Source organism: Oceanobacillus locisalsi (assembly GCF_042675985.1).
GTDB lineage: Bacteria > Bacillota > Bacilli > Bacillales > Amphibacillaceae > Oceanobacillus > Oceanobacillus locisalsi.
The window spans coordinates 290593-316659 of the sequence record NZ_JBHTKK010000001.1; the positions used below are offsets into that span (position 1 = coordinate 290593).

23 protein-coding genes, 1 pseudogene and 1 other annotated feature are annotated in these 26067 nt (G+C 40.4%); of the genes and pseudogenes, 6 read left to right on the top strand and 18 right to left on the bottom strand.

Annotated elements, in window-relative coordinates; genetic code table 11:
- Nucleotides 1–13: 13 nt before the first annotated feature.
- Nucleotides 14–1888: an ATP-dependent DNA helicase gene (locus tag ACFQ19_RS01275; protein WP_379590095.1), complete on the bottom strand. Its 1875-nt coding sequence runs from the start codon at nt 1886–1888 to the stop codon at nt 14–16.
- Nucleotides 1889–2163: 275 nt separating this feature from the next.
- On the opposite strand from ACFQ19_RS01275, the gene ACFQ19_RS01280 reads away from it, so the two are divergent.
- Nucleotides 2164–3225 (top strand): NAD(P)/FAD-dependent oxidoreductase, encoded by a 1062-nt coding sequence (locus ACFQ19_RS01280; protein ID WP_379590097.1) that lies wholly within the window; start codon nt 2164–2166, stop codon nt 3223–3225.
- 60 nt (nt 3226–3285) lie between these two features.
- Here ACFQ19_RS01280 and ACFQ19_RS01285 read toward each other — a convergent pair whose 3' ends face one another.
- From ACFQ19_RS01285 to ACFQ19_RS01320, 8 genes are all read right to left on the bottom strand, one after another.
- A complete protein-coding gene (locus ACFQ19_RS01285) occupies nt 3286–4152 on the bottom strand; it encodes a Cof-type HAD-IIB family hydrolase (RefSeq protein WP_379590099.1) in 867 nt (288 codons plus the stop codon).
- Nucleotides 4153–4356: 204 nt separating this feature from the next.
- Nucleotides 4357–5748 carry an argininosuccinate lyase gene (gene argH / locus ACFQ19_RS01290; protein WP_379590100.1) on the bottom strand — a complete coding sequence of 464 codons (1392 nt, stop codon included), beginning with the start codon at nt 5746–5748 and terminating at the stop codon, nt 4357–4359.
- The gene (locus ACFQ19_RS01295) at nt 5745–6998 is read right to left on the bottom strand and encodes an argininosuccinate synthase (protein WP_379590101.1); all 1254 of its coding nucleotides are present in this window, start codon (nt 6996–6998) and stop codon (nt 5745–5747) included. The genes argH and ACFQ19_RS01295 overlap by 4 nt, the downstream gene beginning before the upstream one ends.
- 328 nt (nt 6999–7326) lie before the next feature.
- The gene (locus tag ACFQ19_RS01300) at nt 7327–7974 is read right to left on the bottom strand and encodes an SDR family oxidoreductase (RefSeq protein WP_379590103.1); all 648 of its coding nucleotides are present in this window, start codon (nt 7972–7974) and stop codon (nt 7327–7329) included.
- A 137-nt stretch (nt 7975–8111) separates the two neighbouring features.
- Nucleotides 8112–8930, bottom strand: a complete 819-nt coding sequence (pstB, locus tag ACFQ19_RS01305) for a phosphate ABC transporter ATP-binding protein PstB (protein ID WP_379590306.1) — start codon at nt 8928–8930, stop codon at nt 8112–8114.
- A 59-nt stretch (nt 8931–8989) separates the two neighbouring features.
- Entirely contained in the window at nt 8990–9880 is an 891-nt protein-coding gene (pstA, locus tag ACFQ19_RS01310; protein ID WP_379590104.1) for a phosphate ABC transporter permease PstA, read from the bottom strand.
- A 1-nt stretch (nt 9881) separates the two neighbouring features.
- Nucleotides 9882–10826, bottom strand: coding sequence for a phosphate ABC transporter permease subunit PstC (gene pstC / locus ACFQ19_RS01315; protein ID WP_379590105.1), 945 nt, complete (start codon nt 10824–10826; stop codon nt 9882–9884).
- Nucleotides 10827–10972: 146 nt separating this feature from the next.
- Nucleotides 10973–11932: a PstS family phosphate ABC transporter substrate-binding protein gene (locus ACFQ19_RS01320; RefSeq protein WP_379590106.1), complete on the bottom strand. Its 960-nt coding sequence runs from the start codon at nt 11930–11932 to the stop codon at nt 10973–10975.
- Between the two features lie 398 nt (nt 11933–12330).
- Nucleotides 12331–12599: a binding site (T-box leader), on the top strand.
- Nucleotides 12600–12695: 96 nt separating this feature from the next.
- Between ACFQ19_RS01320 and ACFQ19_RS01325 the strand changes: the two genes are divergently transcribed.
- Entirely contained in the window at nt 12696–13550 is an 855-nt protein-coding gene (locus tag ACFQ19_RS01325) for an SAM hydrolase/SAM-dependent halogenase family protein (RefSeq protein ID WP_379590107.1), read from the top strand.
- A gap of 906 nt (nt 13551–14456) precedes the next feature.
- Here ACFQ19_RS01325 and ACFQ19_RS01330 read toward each other — a convergent pair.
- The 4 genes and pseudogenes from ACFQ19_RS01330 to ACFQ19_RS01345 form a co-directional block, all read right to left on the bottom strand.
- Nucleotides 14457–15146 (bottom strand): ABC transporter ATP-binding protein, encoded by a 690-nt coding sequence (locus tag ACFQ19_RS01330; RefSeq protein ID WP_379590108.1) that lies wholly within the window; start codon nt 15144–15146, stop codon nt 14457–14459.
- Between the two features lie 6 nt (nt 15147–15152).
- Nucleotides 15153–16220 (bottom strand): ABC transporter permease, encoded by a 1068-nt coding sequence (locus ACFQ19_RS01335; protein WP_379590109.1) that lies wholly within the window; start codon nt 16218–16220, stop codon nt 15153–15155.
- Between the two features lie 60 nt (nt 16221–16280).
- On the bottom strand, nt 16281–17234 hold the full coding sequence (locus ACFQ19_RS01340; protein WP_379590307.1) for an aminoglycoside phosphotransferase family protein: 954 nt from the start codon (nt 17232–17234) through the stop codon (nt 16281–16283).
- 51 nt (nt 17235–17285) lie between these two features.
- Nucleotides 17286–17474: pseudogene (locus ACFQ19_RS01345) on the bottom strand (peptide deformylase); the annotation flags it as partial.
- Between the two features lie 543 nt (nt 17475–18017).
- On the opposite strand from ACFQ19_RS01345, the gene ACFQ19_RS01350 reads away from it, so the two are divergent.
- The 3 genes from ACFQ19_RS01350 to ACFQ19_RS01360 all read left to right on the top strand — a co-directional run bounded on the left by ACFQ19_RS01350 (nt 18018) and on the right by ACFQ19_RS01360 (nt 20764).
- Nucleotides 18018–19130 (top strand): YibE/F family protein, encoded by a 1113-nt coding sequence (locus tag ACFQ19_RS01350; protein WP_379590110.1) that lies wholly within the window; start codon nt 18018–18020, stop codon nt 19128–19130.
- On the top strand, nt 19127–19909 hold the full coding sequence (locus ACFQ19_RS01355; RefSeq protein ID WP_379590111.1) for a YibE/F family protein: 783 nt from the start codon (nt 19127–19129) through the stop codon (nt 19907–19909). The genes ACFQ19_RS01350 and ACFQ19_RS01355 overlap by 4 nt, the downstream gene beginning before the upstream one ends.
- 204 nt (nt 19910–20113) lie before the next feature.
- Complete coding sequence (locus ACFQ19_RS01360) at nt 20114–20764, top strand: lysoplasmalogenase (RefSeq protein WP_379590112.1); 651 nt, start codon at nt 20114–20116, stop codon at nt 20762–20764.
- Nucleotides 20765–20834: 70 nt separating this feature from the next.
- Here ACFQ19_RS01360 and ACFQ19_RS01365 read toward each other — a convergent pair whose 3' ends face one another.
- The 3 genes from ACFQ19_RS01365 to alr form a co-directional block, all read right to left on the bottom strand.
- Complete coding sequence (locus ACFQ19_RS01365) at nt 20835–21392, bottom strand: NADPH-dependent FMN reductase (RefSeq protein WP_379590113.1); 558 nt, start codon at nt 21390–21392, stop codon at nt 20835–20837.
- A 296-nt stretch (nt 21393–21688) separates the two neighbouring features.
- On the bottom strand, nt 21689–21997 hold the full coding sequence (locus tag ACFQ19_RS01370) for an MGMT family protein (RefSeq protein ID WP_379590114.1): 309 nt from the start codon (nt 21995–21997) through the stop codon (nt 21689–21691).
- Between the two features lie 25 nt (nt 21998–22022).
- Nucleotides 22023–23153: an alanine racemase gene (gene alr, locus ACFQ19_RS01375; protein WP_379590115.1), complete on the bottom strand. Its 1131-nt coding sequence runs from the start codon at nt 23151–23153 to the stop codon at nt 22023–22025.
- Between the two features lie 628 nt (nt 23154–23781).
- Between alr and ACFQ19_RS01380 the strand changes: the two genes are divergently transcribed.
- Complete coding sequence (locus tag ACFQ19_RS01380; RefSeq protein ID WP_379590116.1) at nt 23782–24705, top strand: YitT family protein; 924 nt, start codon at nt 23782–23784, stop codon at nt 24703–24705.
- Nucleotides 24706–24742: 37 nt separating this feature from the next.
- On the opposite strand, the gene ACFQ19_RS01385 is transcribed toward ACFQ19_RS01380, so the two are convergent.
- Together ACFQ19_RS01385 and ACFQ19_RS01390 are read right to left on the bottom strand one after the other, a co-directional pair.
- Entirely contained in the window at nt 24743–25447 is a 705-nt protein-coding gene (locus tag ACFQ19_RS01385) for a hypothetical protein (RefSeq protein WP_379590118.1), read from the bottom strand.
- Nucleotides 25448–25713: 266 nt separating this feature from the next.
- Nucleotides 25714–26010, bottom strand: a complete 297-nt coding sequence (locus ACFQ19_RS01390; protein WP_379590120.1) for a hypothetical protein — start codon at nt 26008–26010, stop codon at nt 25714–25716.
- Between the last annotated feature and the right edge of the window lie 57 nt (nt 26011–26067).

Genomic DNA, 26067 nt, shown 5'->3' on the forward strand with positions numbered 1-26067 from the left:
GGACAGAGCTTTTTTACAATGCATCTTGTTTCCAAATATGAACGATTCCTTTATCATGCTCCGTACGAATCAAACGGCCGATCCCTTGTTTTAAACGAAGCTGCATATATGGCAAATCAATTTCTGCATATGGGTCTTCTGCATGTTTTCGTTTGGCTTTAAAAACAGGATCATCCGGCGGGTATGGCAGGGATGCAATAATAACCTGCGTTAATGAATCACCCGGTACATCCAGTCCTTCCCATAAATGGTGTGCACATAGAACGGAAGATTTGTTAAGCTGAAAGGCACGAACAATTTTACTAATTTCATTATCGCCTTCAAATATAAAGTCAAAGGACCATTCCCGTTCATCAGCCCATTTCCGAAATGCCTGCATTTCTTCCTCGGAACGAAATAAAATCAAGCTGTGTCCTTCATTATCCTGAAGCTGTTTCGCAATCCCTTCATATTTTTCTATATCATCCGTATAACTATGTTCATTGATTGTACGGACTTCTTCATAATCAAATGGCGATGCGACAGAAAATGAGCTGTACGAATCTACACCCAGACTCTTCGCAAGGTAGGAGAAATCTCCATTTTGGGAAAGCGTTGCTGAAGAAAACACAAATGGTATATCTTTCTGGAATACCTCTTCCCGGAGAACATTTCCAACCAGCCTCGGCATGATAACCAGGCTCGTTTCATCGCCATCTTCTTCTAACCAGTAAACTCCCTCGTCATCTTTCAAGAAAATCGACAACCCATACGCAAAGAATTCCAAATACTCTTCTATAATTTTGGTATGATATGCATCAATGGTAAACAGCTCTGCATCAAAAACAAGCTCTTCTAATAATTTCTGAACCATTTTCTCTAACCGCTCAGCCATCTCTCTCATTTTTTTATCTTGCGGGATTTCCAGACGGCTGGAGCCTTCCACATGGACAGCTATCTCCGAAATATAGTCAAACCAGTCATCATGGAGCGCCATAATATCTTCCGCTAACTGCAGAGAGTCTTCCCGAACATCCTGACCTTGGTATCCTGTTAAAACGTTAGTAAGATTCCGGTAGTTAAAACGGTAGGTTAATCCTTTTTGCGCGGCAAATTCCAATAAGTGACCTTCATCAAAAACAACCGCACTTGCTTCCGGAAGCAGCGGCAATTGTCCTTCTCTAATCCGTGAATCCTTCGTCCAGACGTGCTCCATATAAAAATCATGGGAACAGATAATCAAATCCTGGGCATGGCGATAGTATTCGCGATGCAATGTCTGGGCACTGCGATGTCTGAATTCACATGTTGCACATTGCTTTAAAGGATCCCATCCGATTTGTTCCCATTGCTTATCTGAAAGCCAAGGGTAATCTTTACGGTCTCCATAAGGATAAAAAGATTGCATCGAGATGCCTTGATCAAAAACAAAGTCTGGAACAGCATCGTAGACGTCGAGAATTTCTTCATCTTCTGTATATTCAGCCAAAGGATCTAATTTCTTCATACACAAGTAGTTCTCACGTGCTTTGGCCAAACGGACATCCACTTCTAATCCCAGCGTTTTTTCCAGCTTATCAATGTCTCCGCCTTCTTTAACCAGCTGTTCAATCAATGTTTCATCCGCACAGGAAATAATAACCGGTTTTCGCTGATAACGGGCATAGCAAATAGCATATAAAAGATAAACAATCGTCTTGCCTGTTCCGACCCCTGCTTCCGCAAAAATCGTTTTTTTATTTTTAAAAGCCTGTTCCAGCTGAAACGCCATATAAATTTGTTCATCCCGCAATTCAAAACCTTGTTCTGGTAAAATATCATAAAAAACATCGCCTATATAATCTCCCAGGCGATCAAAAAATTGTTCGTTCTTTGCTACTGTAAATGGGATAGATTTCATTCCTGCCATATACAACTCCTTTTCTTTTTTTATCTATGAAAACACGGTTGATTCGTTTCATTTTATAAAAGCACCCTTAATCGTACCATTATTTCTAAAAAACTGGCAAGCTATTCATTTTTCCTTCTAAAATTCATTATTCCTTTCAATAAATTGATTTTTGCGAATAAATTATCCTTTTTCATGTTCGTATACTACAGCTTCAATCTTGATGACATCGCCTTCATAATTTGTTACGCTTGTATCTGGAGAAAATGTTTCAAATCAAATAAGGGGTGTAAACAATGAAGAGAGTTGTTCTTGTCGGAGGCGGATATGGCGGTATTAAAACACTGCTCGGCCTTCTCAGCCAAACATTATCCGATGATATACATATTACAGTTATTGACCGTAATCCTTTTCGCTCATTAAAAACGGAGTTCTATGCTATTGCCGCGGGAACTTCTGCAGACCATGATGTCCGCGTTGATTTCCCTGATGATTCCCGTGTGAGGTACATCTTCCGGGAAATTACGAAAATTGATACAGCCAATAAACAAATTTTGATTCAAGATGAAGATTCCATTGTTCCTTACGATTATTTAGTTATCGGATTAGGCTGCGAGGACAATTATCATGGAATTACTGGAGCTGAAGAATATACAGAAAGCGTTCAAACCTTTGCAAAAGCCCGAAAAGCAGGTGTTGCAATCGGAAATTTAAAAGCTTATGGTAAAGTATCTGTTATCGGCGCCGGATTAAGCGGTATTGAGGTCGCTTCGGAAATTCGTGAAAGCAGACCGGATTTAAATATCCGTTTGCTGGACCGGGGGGATACGGTGCTCAAACCGCTGGATAGTAAAATTCAAACCTATGTAGAAAATTGGATGGCTGAAAATCAAGTAGACGTCATCCATCATTCAACAGTGGAATATGTAGAGAAAGACGGCGTATGCAATAACGGTGTATGCTACTTAAATGACGTCACAATCTGGACAGCAGGTGTGCAGCCCAATTGGCTGGTACGAGCTCTGCCGTATGAAAAAGACAGTCATGGCAAAGTTGTTATCAATGACTTTTATCAGGTACCAGAAGATCCATCCGTCTATGTTTTAGGGGATTGTGCATCGAGTGAATTCTCACCAAGCGCTCAGCTTGCCGGACTGCAAGGGGAACAAATCGCAGAAATTCTGCTTGCGATTTTAAACGGAAAACAACCTAAACAGCCTAAACAGTTAAAATTAAAAGGAACGTTGGGCTCTTTAGGCAAATCAGACGGCTTTGGAAACATGGCCAAACAGCCAATGACAGGCTTGCTTCCGAGACTTGCTAAATCTGGTGTATTATGGTTAAGCAAACGCCATTAATCATAAATGATACGTATAAAAATAAAGATGCCGGGCTGCTTCATTGCCAGCCCGGCATCTTTATTTATCCAAGTCTTCCAACATGTCTTCAATTGCTTTTGCGACACCATCTTCTTCATTCGTTACTGTTTCATACTGACACAGATTCTTAATCTGGTCAGCAGCATTTTTCATTGCCACACCGCGACCGGCCATTTCCAGCATGCTGGCATCGTTCCAATTGTCCCCGATTGCCATGATATCTTCCATCGACCAGCCTTCATTCTCAATATATTTTTGAATCGCTAGTCCTTTCTGTGCTTTCGGATGGTTAAATTCCAGGTTTGTTTCTCCTGAAGAAGTGATGACAGCACCTGTCTCATCACGGAGCTTTTTCTTGGCATCTTCCAGTTGCTTTTCTTCAAAAGCAAACGTCAGAATTTTATAGATTTCGGTATGTTCGTCTTGTAACGCCGATTGCAAGTGTTCCACAAAAGAAACCTGCTCCAGCTGAAAACGCTGCTCTACTGTTTCACGCATTTCCTGCTCGGAAACATCCGGATTTGATGGACGCATAATGTCCATAAGCACTTCTAAGAAATGTTCTCGGCTTTCTGAAAGAACACCTTTATTGGTAAACAGTTCCACATACATGCCCAATTTACTGCATTCATCAGCGATACGCGCAGCAACCGATTTATCCATAGGAATACTATTTATTATTTTTTCATTCTCTTGGTATGTGACTGCACCGTTCAAGCTGACTATAGGACAAGTAATTCCGGCAGCTTGAAGCGGAATATTTGCAGCTTGAAAAGATCTTCCAGTTGCTACAATAAACTCAATTCCTTGATTGATTGCTTGTTTTATTGCTTTCACATTGGCTTCACTTATTTCACCGTTTTCATTAAGTAAAGTTCCGTCCATATCTGATGCAATTAATTTCATGATATCTAACCGCCTTTTCAATAAAATAAAGCTGTCAAAAAGCTAATAAGGAGTACGGCTTTTAATCCTAAAACCCATTTCCTGCTTATCTGCACACTCTCTTTATATTCCCATTTTCAGCTTTTTTACACCTTCTATCTAATTCTCCATAATAAAATGATTGAAACCCGGGTAAGAGCTTCAATCATTTTTCTTTCCTATTCACTATACCTTATCTGCATCAGACGATTCCAGTAATTTCTCTGCTTTATCAATTTGTGCTAAAACACTTTGTTTTGCTGTACCGCCGGCAGCTGCTCTGGCATTTACAACGGTTTCCGGCTGTAATGCTTCAAAAATATCTTCTTCTATAACAGCCGAATACTGTTGAAACTCTTCCAAGCTCAAATCCAACAGATAAACGTCAGCTTGAATACAGTTTAAAACAACCTGTCCGACCACTGCATGCGATTCACGGAACGTAAGCCCTTTATTCACCAGATAATCCGCTAAGTCCGTGGCATTGGAATAATCATTCGTTACCGCTTTATACATACTTTCTTTATCGACTTCCATGGATTCAATCATTCCGGCAAAAAGCTGCAGGACGCCTTTCAATGTTTCATGAGAATCAAACATACCTTCTTTATCTTCCTGCATGTCTTTATTATATGCGAGCGGCAAACCTTTTAACGTCGTCAGCATGCTGATCAAATTACCGTAAAGACGCCCGGTTTTCCCGCGGACAAGCTCTGCTACATCCGGATTTTTCTTCTGCGGCATCATGCTGCTTCCAGTTGTATAGGAATCATCCAGCTCGATAAAATGAAATTCTGCGCTTGACCACTGTACCAGTTCTTCACAAAGACGCGATAAATGCGTACCGATTAACGATCCGTTTGACAGGAATTCTACTACAAAATCACGATCACTGACCGCATCCAGACTGTTATCACAAATCCCATCGAAATCGAGCTCCTGAGCGACAAATTCACGATCAACCGGGAAAGTTGTACCTGCAAGCGCACCGGAACCTAATGGCGACTTATTCACCCGCTTCAAACTGTCCTCCAGACGTTCTACATCGCGCTGAAACATAAATACATATGCCATCATATGGTGCGCAAATAAGACCGGCTGTGCACGCTGCAAATGCGTATATCCAGGCATAATCACATCTATATTCGTCTTCGCTTGGCCAATAAGCGCCTGCTGCACCGACTTCAACAGTACAATCAACTCAGAAACGGCTTCTCTGACATACAAGCGCATATCCAATGCTACCTGATCGTTTCTGCTGCGGCCGGTGTGAAGCTTACCTCCCACTTGTCCTATTTCTTCAATCAGGAGCCGCTCCACATTCATATGAATATCTTCATCCGTCTCTGACAGTTCAGCTTCTCCAGCCTCAATCTTGCTGAGAACCTTTTTCAGACCTGCTGTAATCTGGTCCGCATCATCAGCCGAAATAATATCACATTTTTTCAGCATAGCAACGTGAGCCAGACTGCCTTTCACATCATATTTCGCTAATTTCTGGTCAAAACGAATCGACGAGGCATACTCGTCGACTAGTTCATTCGTAGGTTTTGTAAATCTTCCACCCCATAATTTCACGGTTTCACAGCTTCCTTCACCTCTAATTTAACTTTCTCAATGGATTTGTTGCCTTGAGGACCGTTCACTGCAGAATGTACTTGTGTCGGCAGTCCCCATAATTTAATAAATCCTAAAGCTGCTTCATGATCAAACGCATCTGCTTTATTATACGTAGCTAAATCAAAATCATAGAGTGAGCTGGCTGATTCTCTTCCGACAACCTGTGCATGACCTTTATACAGTTTTACTTTCACGGTGCCGGATACATGCTTCTGTGTTTTCTCAATAAACGCCTGCAATGCTTCTGTTAATGGAGAATACCACAAGCCGTAATAAACAGCCTGAGACAGCTTCTGCTCAACAATCGGCTTAAACTCTGCTACTTCACGCGGTAAAGTTAATGCTTCCAGCTCCTGATGTGCACTGATTAGTGTCATTGCAGCCGGCGCCTCATAAATCTCTCTTGATTTGATGCCGACTAAACGGTTTTCTACATGGTCGATTCTGCCAACACCATGTTTGCCCGCAATTTCATTCAAGGCAAGAATCAATTCATCCAAGTCCAATTTTTCCCCATCTAATGAAACCGGCTTTCCTTGTTCAAACGTAATTTGAACTGTTTGCGGTTCATTCGGAGCATCCACAGGATCTTGCGTTAAATCAAAGGCATCTTTTGGCGCTTCTTCCCATGGATCTTCTAAAATACCGCATTCGTTGCTTCTTCCCCATAAGTTCTCGTCAATGCTGTATGGGCTGTCTTTTTTAATCGGAATCGGAATTTCGTGCGCTTTTGCATATTCAATTTCTTCTTCTCTGGACATAGCCCATTCACGAACTGGTGCAACAATCTGTAAATCCGGGTTTAACGCTGTAAATGCGACGTCGAAACGCACTTGATCATTACCTTTACCAGTACACCCATGTGCGACTGCGACAGCTCCCTCTTCTTCTGCAATATCCACCAATATTTTGGCGATCAATGGACGAGATAATGCAGAAATTAACGGATATTTTCCTTCATAAAGCAGATTAGCCTGCAATGCCGGCAATACATATTCATCGGAATAAAGCTTTTTGGCATCAATCACATACGATTTGATTGCTCCGACATCCAGTGCTTTTTGCTTTACGAATTCCAAGTCTTTTCCTTCCCCTACATCCAGCGCTACTGCAATTACATCATAGTTATATTTATCCTGCAGCCACTTCACCGCTACAGATGTATCTAATCCTCCAGAATAAGCTAAAACAATCTTGTTTTTTGCCACTTAAAAAATCCCCTCTCGTAAATATGCTGTTATCGAATTATTATGCATCATTATGTATAATAATGCAAGGGGTATTTGAAACTTTTTTTATTTTTTTGAGGAATACTTTTTCTGGACTGCCACTGCGGGGAATTTCTGGTTTTCTATTTGTTTTTTGGAAGTATCAATCTGAACCTGTTTCCGTACTTATTCTAAAAAAAATATCCTTTTACAACTGAATGAGAATGTATATTTTTATGTAAAAAGACGCTCTTTCTAAAAAGAACGTCTTTCTGTTCGTTTATAACTTTATTAAACACCCGTATCTATACAGAAATGAAATAACCGTTTAAATTTTCTTTACTGCTTCATGGATAGTATCTTCTCCAACTGTTAAATCAAAGCCTTTTTCATACGTATTTTTTGCTTCGAGGGCTTCAATAATAGTAGCTGCCACATCTTCGCGCGGGATGTTGCCTCGTTCCAGGTTTTCACCTACGAGAACTTTTCCTGTTCCGGGTTCATTTTGTAATCCGCCCGGACGGACGATTGTATAATCAAGGCCGCTGTGCATGAGTGTCTTATCTGCAAAATGTTTCGCCACCATATATGGCTTAATCGGACTATCTCCCCAGCTGTCGCGGTTATGGGCCTGTATAGCACTTACCATAACAAAGCGATTGGCGTTGACATTTTTTGCTGCTTCCATCGATTTCGTAGCACCATCCAAGTCAATCAGCAATGTTTTATCCGGACCGGTTTTTCCGCCTGATCCAGCTGTAAATATAACAGCATCTGCACCTTCTATAGCCGTTTCCAAATCAGACGTACTGCCTTCTAAATCTGCCAAAACAGCATGAATGCCTCTATCTTCCAACTCTTTTTTCTGTCCTTCTTTCCGAACCATTGCTGTTACTTCATGTTGATCATGTTCATGAAGCTGCTTGACAAGATGCTTTCCAATTTGTCCGTTTGCTCCGATAACTACTACGTTCATTTCTCACAACCCCTTTCTCTATCATTCATCTATTTTTTTATGTTCCCTTTCAAAAAATATCCAAACATATCTGACTTATTTTAAAACGTCAAAAAAGAATGACCCTTACAAGTCATTCTCTGTTGGTGTTTATTCACTCAGCCAAATCGTCCGGAAATATAATCCCCCGTACGTTCATCCCTCGGATGATTAAAGATACGGTTTGTTTTATCATATTCTACAATTTCTCCATGTAGGAAGAAAGCTGTTTTATCCGAAATACGCGCTGCCTGCTGCATATTATGCGTGACAATAACAATCGCATAATCCTTCTTCAATTCCTGTATAAGTTCTTCAATTCGCAATGTTGATTTCGGATCTAATGCTGACGTAGGTTCATCCATTAAAATCACATTCGGTTCAATCGCCAAGCAGCGGGCAATACATAAACGCTGCTGCTGTCCCCCGGATAACCCGTATGCATTATCCTGGAGCCTATCTTTCACTTCATCCCAGATAAACGCACCGCGCAAGCTCTTTTCAACAATCTCATTCAGTACCTTCTTGTTTTTTATGCCGTGGATTTTAGGGCCATACGCAATATTTTCATAGATGGATTTCGGAAATGGATTCGGCTTTTGAAATACCATGCCAACCTTGGTACGCAAATCTTCCACCCGGAAAGATCTATCTAATATATTTTTGCCCTTATAAGTTATCTCGCCAGATGTTTTCACCGTTGGAACCAGCTCCACCATACGGTTTAATGTCTTCAAGTAGGTGGACTTCCCGCACCCCGACGGCCCAATAATAGCAGTAACCTCTTTTTCTCTGATGTCCATATGAATATTTTTTAAAGCATGCGTCTCCCCATACCATAAATTTAAGCCCTTGGTGTCATAAACAACTTCTTTCGGTTCTGCCGGTTCCTTTTCATAATGGTCTCTTACCAGCTTTAAATTTATCTTTTTCTCCATTACTGTACTCATCAAATCGTCTCCTTTCTTTTGTATAAATTACTTTTCTATCATTCTATTTAATAACGTGTTTGAAATTTATTCCGAATCAAAATAGCAATTGAGTTCAACAAAAACAGTAAAAGCAACAATACAATAATCGTCGCCGCTGCTAAATTCGCATATTCTGCTACCAGAGATGAATCAATCGTCCAATAATATACCTGCATCGGCAAGGCTGTAAATGTATCAAAAACACCGGATGGAAATGGAATTAATAAAGCGGGAATACCGAGTACAGTTAATGGAGCCGTCTCTCCTATTGCCCGGGATAATGCCAGAATTGCCCCTGTTAAAATGCCAGGTAACGCGGCTGGTAAAATGATACGGCGAACAGTCTGCCACTTGGTTGCTCCCATACCGTAGGATGCTTCACTCAAACTTCCTGGTACTGCCCGTAACGCTTCTTGAGCCGCTACAATGACAATTGGCAGAACAAGCAATGACAAGGTTAATCCGCCCGCCAAGATAACATTGCCGAATTCCAACGCACGCACAAACAATGTCAAACCTAATAACCCATATACAATCGATGGAACACCCGCCAAATTAGAAATATTGGTGGCGATAATAGCATGCAGTTTCCCTTTTTTCGCATAAAGTTCGAGATAAATAGCGGTTCCTACTCCAATAACCATGGTTACTGGAACAACCACCACCATCAGCCATGCTGTTCCTAAAATAGCTCCCATAATCCCCGCTCTGCTCGCATCAGTTGACAAATGATTCATCAGGAAATCCATATTGATATACGCTATTCCCTGCGTAAAAATACGGACAAGCAATACAACCAATACCACCAGCCCAAATAAGGTGGAGGCAAAGAAAAGGCCTCTAAAGCCTGTATTTTTCCGTACACGGGATGACATACGCTTCTCCACAAGCACAGCATCCATATATCTCGTTGTCATCTCAGTACTCCTCTCTAAACTTCCGTGAAATATATTTTGCTAATAGATTCATAATGAGTGTAAAAACAAATAGAGTTAATGCCACGGCATACAGACTGTAATAAATGGTTGTTCCTGCTGCTGCTTCTCCTCCAGCAACTTCTACAATATAAGCTGTCATTGTCTGCATCGACTGTGTGATATCGAAGGAGAAATTCTTTGAGCTTCCGCTGGCAATCGCTACAATCATCGTTTCCCCTATTGCCCGGGAAATACCGAGTACAAAAGATGCTACAATTCCGGATAAAGCTGCTGGTATAACTACCTTAAACGTTGTCTCCAGTTTCGTTGATCCAAGTGCTAAAGCCCCTTCTCTAATAGAATTCGGAACAGAAGACATCGCATCTTCAGACAAAGAAGCAATCATGGGAATAATCATCACACCCATAATAAGTCCCGGACTGAGAATGTTCGTCGCTTCAACGGACGGAAAAATCATGCGCAATAAAGGCGTTATAAACGTAAATGCAAAGAATCCATATACAATCGTCGGCACGCCAGCCAAGATTTCTAATAATGGTTTCAATACTCTCCGCACATTGTCTGGGGCATATTCACTTAAATAAATGGCCGACATCATTCCAATCGGCCCAGCTACCAGCATAGCTATGACAGTCGAAATAATGGTTCCATTTAATAGTGGAAGAACACCAAATTCCGGATTTTGACTTAACGGTTTTAATACCGTCCCTGTAAAGAAATCGAGAATTGGCACATTCCGGAAAAATGCAACCGATTCGGCAAACAACGTATAAACAATACCAACCGTTGTCAGAACCGATATGGAAGCAATTAATAATAACAGAACTGGTATGAAGCGCTCTAATGCATGAAAGATTTTCTGCTTCTCTTTTTGTTGTTCAATCATTTCACTGACAGACAGACGGTTTTTATTATTTGCAGCCATGATTCTAAAGCCACCTTTCATTCTTTTGGAAAAACATACTGTATCGTCAAATCCTGCTAACGATCGGTCTTTATATTTTTGATGTTGCATCTGTGAAATAACAGGCAGATGAGAAGTGAAACCTCACCGCTCATCTGTCAGTTTGTTTATTCGATTCCTTCTAACGTTTCCAGCTGCGACTCCACTTCTTCTTCCGGAATTGGTGCGAATCCTGTTTCGCCGGCAACATTATTGATATTTTCTATAACATATTTTGCATAATCAAGCACTTCCGGTTTTTCTTGGGCTTGGTTTACATTCAAGTATGTGAATACCGGACGTGTGTAATCGGCATAAGGTCCATCTTCTGCAATTGTATCCAGGGAAGGTTCTACTGCTCCTTCTCCAAAATCAATCGATACGGCGTTAATCGCATCTTGATTACTTTGATAGTAACCGAAGCCGAAGAAACCAATCGCATTCTTATCTTCGGAAACCAACGTTACCAATGTAGAATAATCTTGTTGAAGATCAACCCCATCTACTAAATCCTGCTCTTCTAAAATCTCTTCATAGAAGAATTCATAAGTCCCATGATTTTCATTTGGACCGTACGTTTGGATAGCTTCATCCGGCCAGGATGCATCAATATCTGACCACTTTGTATATTCACCCACGAAGATCCCTTGTACCTGCTCTGGTGTTAATTCCGTTGCCCAGTCGTTATCTGGATGAGTCACAATGGTTAAACCATCTAATGCCACTTTTAATTCCTGAACTTCCATGCCCAATTCATCTGCTTGCGCTTGTTCTTCCTCTTTTATTTCCCTGGAAGCATCATTAAAATCTGTCCCATTCTCAGCTAAAAACTTTTCAAATCCTGCGCTGGTTCCGGCGCGACTGACTTCTACCGAAACACCCTGCTGTTCATTTATCATATAATCTTCCGCTAAACGTGCCATCAACGGGTAAACTGTACCAGAACCATCAATGGCAATATTACCTGATAACTCCTCGTTATTATCAGCGTCAGAATCACTTGCACCATCTGCATCACCCGAACCGCATGCTGCCAGAAACAGGACAGCAGCAACAAAAAAGAATAAAGTAAACCGTTTAAAGCTCATCAAAGTGCCCCCTTAGATTGGTTATCATTTTTTGGACGTCTTTTCTCCTAGTCCTTAATTTGAATTATAGAGACGAATTATTAATATAGTTTGCTGTTAATGTAAAGAGTATGTAAATTATATTTGGAGGCTGTATAGCTTGAAACGCAAATAGACGCTTATCTATCATAACTGCATTGTCCACTTTTGCTATGCTTGTCCTGCCTGTTGCACGGACGAAAATAATTATTTGTTTCTCTTATTATCCTATGCACAGATATAGCTTTTAGCAGTCAAATTTTAAAACGACAGCAATAGATTACATAGAGCCGATGATTGTAACTTTTGCCCTTTACTAAAAATACTTGCTTTTTATTTTTTTATTTTTTATAATGACAATAATTCGCATTTATCATTTATCAAAAGCGTGGAAGAGGGAAAGTAAGGTTCAACTATTTTTTCACAGAGAACTTCGGCCGCTGAAAAGAAGTAAAAATAAGAACCCGAACAATGGCCTCCGAGCTTCGTGTTGAAAGTATCCATCGATATGAGTAGGTTCCGACGAGATTTGGTACTCGTTATCCATACCACAGTATAATAGCTTCATGCTTTCGTACTTGAAGAGGCTGTATGTGTGAGCATACAGTAAAATAAGGTGGTACCACGTAATCCCAACCACGTCCTTATCGTTTATTCGATATGGGCGTGGTTTTTTAGTCTCTTGATAATATCAGATAAACATCAAGGAAATTGCAAACAACAGATAATAAGGAGGAATGTTGAAATGGGGAAAAATTTAGTCATTCAAACAGATTTTGGTCTTAGCGACGGGGCAGTCAGCGCTATGTATGGTGTGGCGCTCTCCGTCGATTCAAACCTTCGGGTATTCGATCTGACACATGATATTCCGCAGTATAATATTTGGGAAGGTTCTTACCGCCTCTATCAAACGCTGCCGTATTGGCCGGAAGAGACTGTTTTTATCTCCGTGGTTGATCCGGGAGTAGGAACTGCCAGGCTGAGCGTTGTTGTGAAAACAGTGCATAATCAATACATCGTGACGCCAGATAATGGAACATTGACGCATATAAAAAAAGATATCGGGATTAAGGAAGCGAGAATCATTGATGAGAAAACAAACCGGCTCCCCAGATCCGGTGAATCCTATACTTTCCACGGCCGGGATATTTATGCATATACCGGAGCAAGGCTGGCTTCAGGTACGATTACCTTTGAAGAAGTTGGTAATGCCATTGATATTGATAATATTGTGGAATTAACAAAACCAGAAGCCTATATAGAAGAAGATGATACCGTCTACGGTAATATCGATATTTTAGATATTCGTTTTGGGAATCTATGGACCAATATCAGCAGAGAACTGTTTCAAGAAATGAATGTGGCGCCTGGAGATGCATTTGAAGTTACGATTGCCAATAACCGGCAGCAAGTATATAAAAATATTATGACATACAGACATTCCTTTGCGGAAATTCGGCTGGGCGAACCTTTATTGTATGTGAATTCATTAGATAATCTGGGGGTAGCTATTAATCAGGGGTCCTTTGCCAATGCGTACCATGTAGAAACCGGACCTCATTGGCAAATTATTATCCGGAAAGCACCGAAAACAAATTGATTTTACAAAAGGGATGGGATTTTTAATTTACTCGACTTACGCACCTAAGAATAAGCATATAACTCTTGCTGTACCAGGATGAACATGATTTCTATTATCATGCTTGCTTTGATTTCAATCATCTTTTTATTTTTTGAACAGGATATGGTGTATAGCTTCCGCTCCGGCCAACCACTCCGCTTTCCATGGGGACGGCTTCAGCTAACTTGAAAAGAAAACCGCTTTTCAAGTGAATCTTCAGCTCGCCCTGTTCCCATAGGAGTCTCCATGGTTGGCCTGCACTCTAATAGGATGCTACAGCGTTTGGAAGAAATAACATCTTGCTGAAGTTCGATGAAGTAATCACTTTTCAGCCTAAATAAACAATTATTCTGGTGTTTCAAATGGTTGATTTAGCAGTTCAAATCATTACAACATGGATTGTTCATGTCAAGCATAGCTTGCATGCACAGAAAGGACTGATTGCTGAACATTTTTACCATGCACCACGAAAAATGTGTTCTGTCTGATCTAACTTGTATTTGGTCAGCAATTTCAACCGTATTGAACATCCCACTAGCGGAGGCGGACCGTTTTGACTCCTGAGGGATCAGCACCATCTGAAGATCCACTTTTGCCAAGCGCTCTTCTTGGCAAAAGTTAGCTGAAGAGCGTGCCCCTAGGCAGACTAAAGTCGCAACGTCCTGTTGCAACGTCTGCACTAGTACGTCCTGTACGTCGGAAAGCAAAACGGTCCGCCGCAGCGGTAGCCTTACACCTTACCTGCTAACCTTTGTCAACAGATGTATAGAAGAAACGATCGACCCCTGTTCCTGTGGGAGAGAAGTTACTTTTTAAAGTGCGAAAGTTGAGTAATTTACTAAAAACCCATCCCTTTTTCCAGATATTTCAACTGTATTGCCATCACTATACCCTATGATGCGCACTTTCTTGCAATGCCATTGTACCATCTGTCATTTGATAGACTTTATCGCAATCATCAATCAATCGCGTATCATGCGTCACCACAATCGTTGCTGTCTGCCTTTCTTTTGTAATTCTTTTCAGCATATGCATCACTTCAAACGCACGGTCAGAATCGAGTGATGCAGTTGGTTCATCGGCTAAGATAATACTTGGATTGGTATAGAGTGCTTTGGCAATAGCAACCCGCTGTTTTTCTCCGCCCGATAAATCTTTCGGAAAGTTACGGATTAAATGATCAATCCCCAGAGACTGATAAAGTTCTTCTGCTTCCTCTTTTTGCATATTTCCTTTCTTCACCTTATCCAACAATTGCATTTGCTGCCCAACATTTAAATAAGGGACAAGATTGGATGCCTGTAAAACAAAGCCGACTTCTTTCAACCTTAATGCAGCACGATGTTTCTCCTTTACATCTGTCAAAGCTGTTCCATTAAGTCTTACTTCTCCTTCTGTCGGCGTCTGCAGCCCGCCGGCAAGGGTTAAAAATGTACTTTTCCCGGAGCCGGAGGGACCAATAACAGCAATCAATTCTCCTTTTTCCGCTTCAAAATCCGTTTCTTTCATTGCTTCTACTTTTGTTCTGCCCGACCCAAAGGTTTTCTGTACTTTTTTCAATTCTAAAATAGCCATATTTCTTTACCCCCCTATCGCTTTTAGCGGATCAATTCGTACAATTGTCTGTACAGAGATAAACGCACCAATGATCGAAACAGCAATCAGGATGAGTCCATATATCAGCATTTCAGAATAATGAAAGGCCACTGGTACAGCCGCTGGTAAAAACAAACCTGTTATAACAGCCAGGACCAATCCAATGATCACACCTGCTAAAGCGAGTAAAAATGTTTGCGCGACTACAGAACCGGCCAAATATTTGGAGGAGACTCCCTGTGCCTTCATTACACCAAAAATACTTATCTTTTGAATGGTAAGTACATAAAGAAAAATTGCCAGTACTACTGCAGATATAATAAATAGAAAATAAATCATTAAGGTTAACGTTACATTCTGTTCCGTATAGCCCGGTAAATTCTCTATAAACGTTTCTGTATCAACGACCTGTAACGCTTCATCTGCTTCTACTTGATGTAAGTTATCCGTACGAATAACAAAGGCATTTACTGCATCCTCCGTACTTTCCGCCATTTCCCCATATTGGATTGTCTCCAGCGTATCCTGATCAGTAAACAGGACGGGCGCTGCATTAAATCGGGCATTATCCGTAAATCCTGCGATTTCTAACGTTTCATCTGTGGAAGATAGAGAAACTTCATCACCGATTTCAAAGCCTTCTTCTTGTAAGGTGTCATCCGCTATTACCTGACCCTCATCTGCAAAAGCCTGCCCTTTTGTAACATTTGGCATGATAAAGGAATCTATATCTACAGCAAAGATAAATACATTTTCTTTTTTATCGCCGTTACTGGCAATCGCGCTTAATTGAGACAACGCGGTATATTCATCCGCTCCAGTTCCATCAAAATCATCCTCCGATAAAACAGACTGCTGCAATCGCAAATCGGATTCTTCTGTCAGAATGATTCCATCCGCTTCCCATTTATCAACAGCTTCCCGGTTTAATTGCTCCAATCCATTTGCCAATCCTGATAAAAAGAAAACAAGATAAGAAATAAGTACCAATACACCAATCACCAATGTAAAACGCAGCTTGTTATTCTTGATTTCATTCCAAGCTAAAAACATGTCTTCACTTCCCTCTGTCTTCATTACAAATATGTTTGTTTATTCCCTTTTTAGAGCAGGTTAAATCCATTTATTAAAGAAGTCATCTTCTATCACATTTTTCATATGATGAATAACTTCTTCTTTTTCATGTATATCCAATGCATCATATAGCAACTGCTCGATAAATTCCCACATATCCTCCAGTTTTCTTCTTAGCTGATAGAAAGCAAGCGCATCTTCATCGATATGATAATTTTTATGATAGGAAAGATAGATTTCCATAAATTGCTTAAAGTAAGACTTATCTGCTAAAAACATGATATCAGCTTCAGCAGGAGCCAATTTCAGCCCTTCCCAATCAATTAACAACAATTCATCCGCCTGCATCAAATTCCAATGATGCAGATCCGTATGACATAGCACCTTATCTAATGAAGCAGATTGCAGTTTTTCTGACAACTCTTTTATAGCTTTAATCCACGTCCCTATCTTTTCACAGTTTTCACTTAGAAAGGAATACAATTCTGCTGGAAGTTGCTCTGTATTGCCATACATCACCTCTTCTATTTCTCTTGCAAAGGAGACTTCAAAATGCTCTGTGAGATCTTCCGTGGGAAACGGGATTTCCTCACCAAATGAATGGAGTGTGGCAATCATATGTGCAAATGCTTCCACCTGCTGTTCTGTTAAATCTTTTTCACCAATTGTTTGTCCTTGAATAAAAGGATACAAAAGATATATATTTTCCTCATCTTCACATTTGTCATTCCCTTCCCTTGTCTTTAACGGGACAGGGACTTTTCCTTTCAAACGACTGTTCTGTTCTAACCATGCAACAATAGGAACGTACTGATCTATCATTGCGGTTAATTTTGGGGTGGAGGCCCGGCTTTTTTCATATACTTTTAAAAAGTAAATAGCATCTTTTGCTTTTACCTCAAAGGCAAGCGATGCCCATCCGCCTTGTTTGGGGTGGATGTGAATTGGGTGAACACTATATTCGGTTTGTAATATTGCAGTAAGTCTATTCATTGTAATATAACTCCTTTGCGAAGAAAGCTTTAACCCTGCTGCAAATTCAAAAAAGGTTGTTTTTTCATTAATACGGTCAAAAAACATAATCCCGTTCAGATGATCCATTTCATGCTGCACCAGAATAGCACTATATCCTTTGAAAGTATAGGTATGCTTTTCTCCCTCGATATCATAAGCCTGGACCTTTATTCGCTCATACCGAGGTACATGCCCATGTATCTCTCTATCCACAGACAGGAAGACTCACCGGATCCAGCCGCTTTCTTAGAATAGGAGTCCCTTCTTTTTTAATATCTTTCATCATAATCCGATACCCTTTATGAAATGTCGTCATACATAAACACCTCTTCTACATTTTTATTAAGCGCTCTGGATATTTTAAAAGCCAGCTCTAATGATTAATTGTTTGCCTGGCAACGCCACAAAGCTTAGACAATATTTCATGTGTCATATTCGATTGCTTTCTTATTTTTTAATCATGTTTTTCACACAACTAGACTCCTTTTTGTCAAAAGTATTGGAAAAATCATAGCATGAACCAGAGATAAATATCCAACGCTTTTGACATCAAGACATACAAATAGCCTTTTTATACATACGAAGGAAACAAGTCATGTTGTTTTCTCCCCCTCACAAAGAAACGAGATTATTTTTGTGTTATCATTCTCATTTGGTATTGTTCACGAAAATTTTTTGTTAATCAGCGTGTCCCCTTTTCATTAAAAGTGTTATTATAGTATATGTTTTCGGAAATACGAATAGGACAATCCTATCTTTGGAGTGATTACATTGAAGGCATGGTTAAAAAATCGGACAAGATCCGAATATATTACCGTCTGTCTATTACTGATTGGATTTATCGCGTCAATGATTTTTATCAACAATAATTATGAATTATATGATAAAACAATCGTTCACATAACCGATGTTCAAGAAACATCGAGAGAAAATCAAACAGATGTCAACGGCAATGAAGACGAGCGTGTCGTACAGCAAATTGAAGGAGAAATTAAAAACGGGCCGGATAGAGGGGAAGTAACTGCATTTGATAATGAATATACCCAGTCTCTGGCATTGGATTATGAGTTATCTGCAGGAGATGAGATATTTCTGACTCCGGATGGCGAAGCAACAGAAGATGTTAAACGAGATAAATATTTCGTGTTAACCGCATGGATATTTCTGATTGTTTTATTAGCAGTCGGCAAGTCCCGAGGTGCTTTATCTGCGCTGAGTCTGCTTGTTAATGCAGTTATTCTTTCATTTGCATTGGATATTTATATACAGCACCCGAGTATCGGGCTTTCTGTTATTACCGCTATCAGCATTATTATTTTCACCGTGCTTTCCTTATTAATGGCGACAGGATTTAACGAAAAAACCTATACAGCGATTCTAGCTACTTTGATTGGTACAGTGGTTTCATTGGTGATTGCTTATGCAGCCCTTCATTTTACCGGCGAACAAGGGCTTCGTTATGAAGAAATGGCCTTCTTAACCAGGAACCCCGAAACCATATTCATGGCAGGGTTACTGATTGGCTCCTTAGGAGCTGTAATGGATGTTGCTATTACTTTATCAGCTTCCATGTTCGAGATGTTTGAGAAAAACAACCGGATTGATTTAAAAACATTAAAAAAAGCAGGTTATGAAGTCGGGAAAGATATTATGGGTACCATGACCAACATTTTATTTTTCGCATACGTCAGCGGGTCCATACCGATGCTGTTAATTTATTTAAAAAATGCAGCACCGCTTGGCTTCACCATTTCGATGAACCTTTCCCTTGAATTAACACGTGCTTTAGTCGGCGGAATCGGTATTGTACTGACGATTCCGATTACAATCTATATTTCCATTTTCTTTATCCGGAGAAAGCAGGCTAAATTATGAATGTACTTTTATTATTGGCAATCATATTATTTGCTTTAATGGCTTGGGTCGGGGGTGCAAAGGGCATACGGTCTTTCGCTGCCCTCTTTATCAATTTTATTATTGTGCTGATGGCTGTTTTTGTCATGAATGATCCAACTGGAAACCCAATAATTATTACGCTTATCGCATGTGCTTTTATCAGTGCAGTCAGCTTGTTCTTCATTAATCAGGTAAATAATAAAACAATGCTCGCATTTTTATCGACCATTGCGACAATGGTTATCTTGATCTTTTTTATCATTATTTTAACCGAACAATCGATGATTTATGGACTTGGAGAAGAAGAGTCTGGAGAAATAACAGCTTTCAATGTGCATATTGGTTTGAATTTCATCCAAATCGCTACAGCGGTTATTATTATGAGCACGATTGGAGCAATTGTAGATACGGCTATTTCTATTACCTCTCCTATGCGTGAAATTCATGAGCAGAATCCGGAAATTTCCAGAAAGCATTTATTCTTAGCTGGTATCCGGATCGGGCGCGATATTCTCGGTACAAGCACAAACACACTATTTTTCGCCTTTTTCGGAGGGTACATGGGGCTGCTCATCTGGTTTAAGGATTTAGATTACTCTTTTGGCGATATTATAAATGCCAAAGTATTTAATGATGAAATGCTTGGAATCCTTATTTCGGGACTTGGAATCGCCCTGGTTATTCCGATTGCCTCTCTGATGAGCGCCTATTATTTGAAGAAGAAAAAAAGCGATACAGCATTAGATAAAAGGGAATAGACAATAATCAATAGAAGCAAACCATGAAGAAGCCTGAATGCGAGTTCTTTCATAGAACGTGTTCAGGTTTTCTTTGTCGCCTTCTTCCTAAAAAGTATACTTTCACCTGTCTAAAAATTTGTTATATAAGCTTTTTTTTACTATGATAAAATTAAGGTGTCTGAATATTTCAACCTGATGAATGAAGGGAATGAGGCTGCTTTGATGCTCTATCGTTTGCCCATATTGATACTCACGACGGGATTTGTCTATATATTTATTTCCCCATCTGAACCATTGGCATTCAGTATTTTCTTTAAAGTGATTCCGATGGTGCTTATTCTGATTTATGCTTTTGAACAATCTATGCCGATACGGAAGGCTGTGCATTACTGGATTATCGGCGGGATTGCGTTTGGATTAATCGGAGATGCAACGCTGCAATGGTTCTTTATAGGATGGACTGCGTTTTTTATTGGTCATATCTTTTACATCATTGGCTTTATTAAAAAATGGCGCTTTTCTTTGCCGAAAAGCCTCTCTGCCATACCGCTTATTCTTTTTGCTATTTGGATTGATTATCAGCTGCTGAACCATCTCCACGCTGGCGGGGAGACAGCTTATATCATTCCGGTTATTGCTTACACGGTCATCCTTGTGCTGATGAGTTTTACAGCAATCATGACAGGGAACCGCTGGGCTATTCTGGGCAGCATTCTCTTTATTATTTCCGACAGTATACTTGCCTGGAGTACATTTATAACCGGATTTACCGGCGCACATGAAGTAATGATGCTGACTTATTACAGTGCCCAATTTCTGATTGCCCACAGTCTGTTCACCCTCGATACTTCGCAAAAAGGAATGGCTTGGTGACATTATCAGCATTTTAAAACAGCAAAAAAGCCTTTCTGTTCACAAAAGCTGCTAAACAGAAAGGCTCTTCTTACAGGGATGGTGTGATCTCCGGATGTTTCTGTGAAAAATCGACATAATGAATCAAATCATCTGCTAATTTATTTAAGCGGTCAATCACATTCTGATTGGTAATGACATGATTCGTGTAATCTTTTTCTTCCACAAATACATATTTGGGGATAACCCACGCATGCATATAATGCAAAATCGGTTTTAAATGCTGCTCCGGAACAAGATAATGTTTCGTTGTCCCTGCGGTAGCGGTAATAGCAATCATTTTATTTTTAAATGCATCTACTGGCAGCAGATCAAATACATTTTTTAACGTTCCCGGGATAGATGCTTGAAAAACAGGCGTTCCAATCAAGATACCGTCAGCTTCCATGATTTTTTCAAGGAAGATTTTCGTATCTCCCGTATAATCGCTATAGGAACGACCATCACTAAATACGATATCATAATCCTTCAAGTCAAGCAGTTCCACTTCCGTCTCTGTATGCTCTTTTTCTATATATTTCAATACATGTTCCACAGCTATCCTTGTTTTGGACCCTACTGTCGAACCGGAAATACCAACTATTTTCACGAAGCATCCCCCTATGTGTTCTTTTATTCTATATATATTCAAAAATTCACTTTCTGACTTGTTTCCCTGTCCCGGAACAGAGGAATACGGATTCACTCTGCCTGCCCGAGTAAATAAAATATACTTCGAATAACTGCAGGCTCCTCTCATGCCCTAAAAACCTGATAAAACATACATATATAGGACCGAGAACCTTTCTCAATACAGTTATTTCTTTCTATTATACCTAGTTCCTCATCAGAAATACAGTTAGATGCTTAGAAGCCGGCTCGACTATCCGGAAAGAACAAGGCACTTCAACTTGGAATAAACTGATACGTCTTTAAATCGACATACCCCTTGGAACTCACCCTTACACCCTCGGCTTCCAGACGAGTATGCTGCTCCCAATTTGCCTCTTCATTTGGAATGGCCAGTTGTCCTTTTGCATTGATTACGCGATGCCAGGGCAAGTGATGCTTTTTGCTCATAGAATGGAGTACCCGGACGACCTGTCTTGCCGCCCGCGGATTTCCGGCCTCCCGGGCAATTTGACCATACGTCATGACTTGTCCGGGCGATATTTGCTGTATAATTTTGATGACTTCTTGTGTAAAAGGGGTCATATGATATCCTTCCTGTTCTTAATGGTCACTTGACATATTTTCTTGGTACGCGTTTACCAATTAAACAAACCGTTTCATAATGAATGGTTTGCATTTGTTCTGCAACCGTCTCCAATGAAATATACCCTTCACTCGGTTCGCCGAAAATGGTTATGGTATCATTATCATGGATATCCGCTACCTCGGAAACATCCACCATGCTCTGATCCATACAAATACGCCCGACAATCAGGCATTCTTTTCCGCGGACAGTGACATGTCCCTGGTTGGATAAAAGACGAGAAAAACCATCCGCATACCCGATAGGCAGCGTGGCGACCTTTGTTTCCTTTGTGGTTGTATATGTTCTTCCGTAACTGATAGATTGGCCGGCCGGAACATTTTTAATCAATACAGGTTTTGTTTTTAAACTCATTACCTGTTTTAGCGACAGTATGTTTTTTAAATGCGATTCTGGATAGAGGCCGTACAAACTGACACCAACACGTACCATATCGAGATGCATTTCCGGATAGGAAATCGTCCCGGCACTATTGCAGCAATGCTTTATCGGAATCGAGTATCCTTTTGCTTCTACTGCGTTATAAATATGCTGGAAACTTTCAAATTGCTGGTACGTATAGGCACTTGATTCCCCATTATCTGCTTCGGCAAAATGCGTGTAAATTCCTTCAACCTCTATTTCTTCCTGGTCCAGCGCCTGGAAAAGAGCAACAGCCTCTTCTGCTGTACGAACGCCGATTCGTGTCATGCCTGTATCTATTTTCAGATGGACTTTCGCTTTTTTCTGTAAGGATTCTGCAGCCTGACAAATGGCTTCAATGCTCTCTTCCGAGTAAACCGTCAGCGTGACGTCCTGCTCTATGGCTGTACGAACGGCATGAGGAGCTGTATAACCTAATAGCAATATTGGCGCAGTAATTCCCGCTTCTCTCAAGGTCACTGCTTCATCCAGAAAAGCAACTCCGAGATACTCCGCTCCATTAGCCAACGCCTCTTCCGCCATTGGCACAGCACCATGGCCATATCCATCTGCTTTCACCACAGCCATCAGTCTGGTTTTTTTACGAATATGCTGTTTAAACTGATTTACATTATATGCGAAAGCTTGCAAGGATACTTCTGCCCACGTATCACGAAAACTGGTCGTTATCATGTTATTCCCACCTTAACTGTCAAAATTGCTTGATATATACGATATATTTTTTATAAATCATTCTCCATTTTATCATTTCCGTTCTTTATTGGGTAGCATTCTCACGAGCATGCATATTCAGCACAAGGCTGCAGTATTTTATAAAAAAGCAGCGTTCATTCTGCACCTCGAGCTCTATTTCATAAAGTGAATTTTCATTTAGTTGTCGATTTATACAACCGCTACGATGATTTATGGCAGGGTGAGTAATCAACCAATGTTGTCAAGTTAATATAACCGCTGATATGCTATCGCTGCGTCGGAAAGCGGAGGGCTTGGCCGGAGCGGAAGCTATACACCATACCCTGTTCCAAAAATAGAAGGACGCTTTAACCAAAGGCAAGCATGATAATAGAGTTCATGTTCATCCTGGAACAGCAAGGTTTATATACTTATTCTTAGCTGCGTAAGTTGAGTAAATTTTATAAAATTCATTAACCTGACTGCATTGGTATGCGCAGCCCCGTTCCCGGCCAGTTATGCAGCGATAAAGGGTGCTATTCCGTCTTCATTTCTTTACACTTGAAGCAAAAATGCTTATGATTCTATTATTCGGGAAAACTATTATTATTGTTGGGAGGTTGAGAAAATGAAACAAATCGTTCTTGCGCTCATCGGAACAATTTTTTGCGCGCTGGCGACTACCATATTCGCAATGCCGAACCAAATCGCAGACGGAGGCATTTTAGGGATTGCTCTGTTACTCTTTTATTCGCTTGGGTGGTCCCCCGGTATTGTGACGATGGTTGCTTTTATCCTATTACAGCTGGTCAGTTTTAAATTTCTTCCTAAAGGTATCGTTATCAAGACTATGGTGAATGTGCCGCTCTTGTCTTTATTTATCTTCTTAACGGAAAACATAGTAACAGAGCCTCTTGGCGATTCTTTGGTAGCTGCTATTTTTGCGGGGATTACAATGGGAGTCGGTTTCGGTTTAATCATTCAGGCAGGCAGTTCCATTGGAGGAACATCAACCATAGCCCGGCTGCTCGCTCAACGTTATGAATGGAATGTCGTGCTTACCACCTTTATCATGGATGCGATAATCGTGTTAGCCGGGGTTTTTATCATCGGTCCGCTCTATACCTTGTATACGATTATTGCATTATTTATCGGTAAAGTGGCCAGTGATTATGTTATCGGCGGATTTGATTCGAAAAAAGCCGTTACGATTATTTCACCGGAATTTAAAAAAATAGCTCATGATATTAACACCGTCATGTCATCCAGCGCCACCTTTATCAACGGATCCGGCTCCTATACGGAACGACAGCACTTTATACTTTACATCATCGTACCTAGTTATCGTCTCTTAGCACTGAAACGCATTGTCCGAGAAGTGGACGCCAATGCATTTGTCGTTGTACACAATGTCAAAGACGTATCAGGCGGGACGTTTTTTGCTGCGACACCAGAAGAAGATGCAGCCTTTACAGAATTTGACGCAGAAACAATCCCTCAGGATATCGAACAGGAAAAAACAACGGATGACCATACACATAAAACAGATTAGTACCATGCAAAAAGTGAGCTGCCTTTTATAAGACAGCTCACTTTTTTATCGTTTCTTTGGAAGACTTCGTATCATTCCGCTGGATAACGTTCCACTTACTTCCAAACAACTGAATACTATTTTCCACCTTTTGGATGATTTCATCGGCACGCTCATAAATAATTCCGCGCAAATCCTGTACCTGACGCAGTAATTTATCGAGCCATGCTTCCTGTTTCTCTACCCTTTCCTGAAGCAAAACCATATCTTGTTCTTTTTGATCGGATTGATGCTGGATGTCCGCTAAGACCTGTTCTTGTTTCTCCATTTTGCTCAGAATAGAAGCTTGTGCTGCATCTATTTTTTCAAGCTTTTCCTGCATAGCCAGCTGATTCTGTTGCATGCCAGCAGCCTCAGATTTGGTACTCTTCTGTATGGTCATGATTTCTATAATCTGCCTATTTTCATTTCTTATCTGTTCATCCAATCCATCTAACTGTTGTAATACTTTTTCTTGTCCCTGCTGCTGATACTTTTTATTTTTATCCATTTCCGTTAACCTTTTCGCAATCCGTTCCAGCTGCTGGTTTTTGGCAAAAACATCCCGCTGAAGCTGCTGCAATACTTCTGCAGATTCTTTCTGCATCTCCAGTTGTTTCTGTTCTCTTTCACTTGCATGTGCATAAACAAATGTTTCTTGATTAGGTGAAACACCTTTTATATCCTCTGCATAAATGCGTTTTTGCTGATTCAGATATACCATTTCCATCACCTCTAACATCAGCTTATGCACAATGAAAAAAATAGGACGAATTTTGGTTATTTGCCTACCTATACCCCTGTCTGCATTTTTGAATCATATCTCGGCTGTCGCAGGAGGGGGACAGAGCAAATAAAAGCGCGGGTATATTATTTCCCGGAATTTGCGGAGGAATCTTAGAAAAACCGTCCGGGTAACATTGGGGAGCAGAAGAAATAGCCCGAAAGCAATTGTCTTTTCAAACTTCGAGCTGTTCTTTTATCTTTATACTAATTTCGGTGGGTAGTACGGTATGTCCGTTCTTTAAATGCAGCAATAAACTGCTCTGGCGAAGAAGTGATAATATAGGCAAAAACACCCTTAAGCGTATGCAAATACAACATGCCCTTTTCTCCGGTAAGGCGGTAAGAAATATCCATTACATTCTCCAACGGAAATTCTCTGTATTTTGTAACAATCTTGTCTTCATAAAGGTACATATAGCGCTGTTCTTCGGTATCCTTTTGTTCTAATACTTTCACTTCACGGACCACTTTTATATACGGCTGTTTGGCAATAAATTGCATTGTCCCCTCCCGTTAATGAATCGTTCTTCGAGTATATTTATCTCAAAACTGAACCAA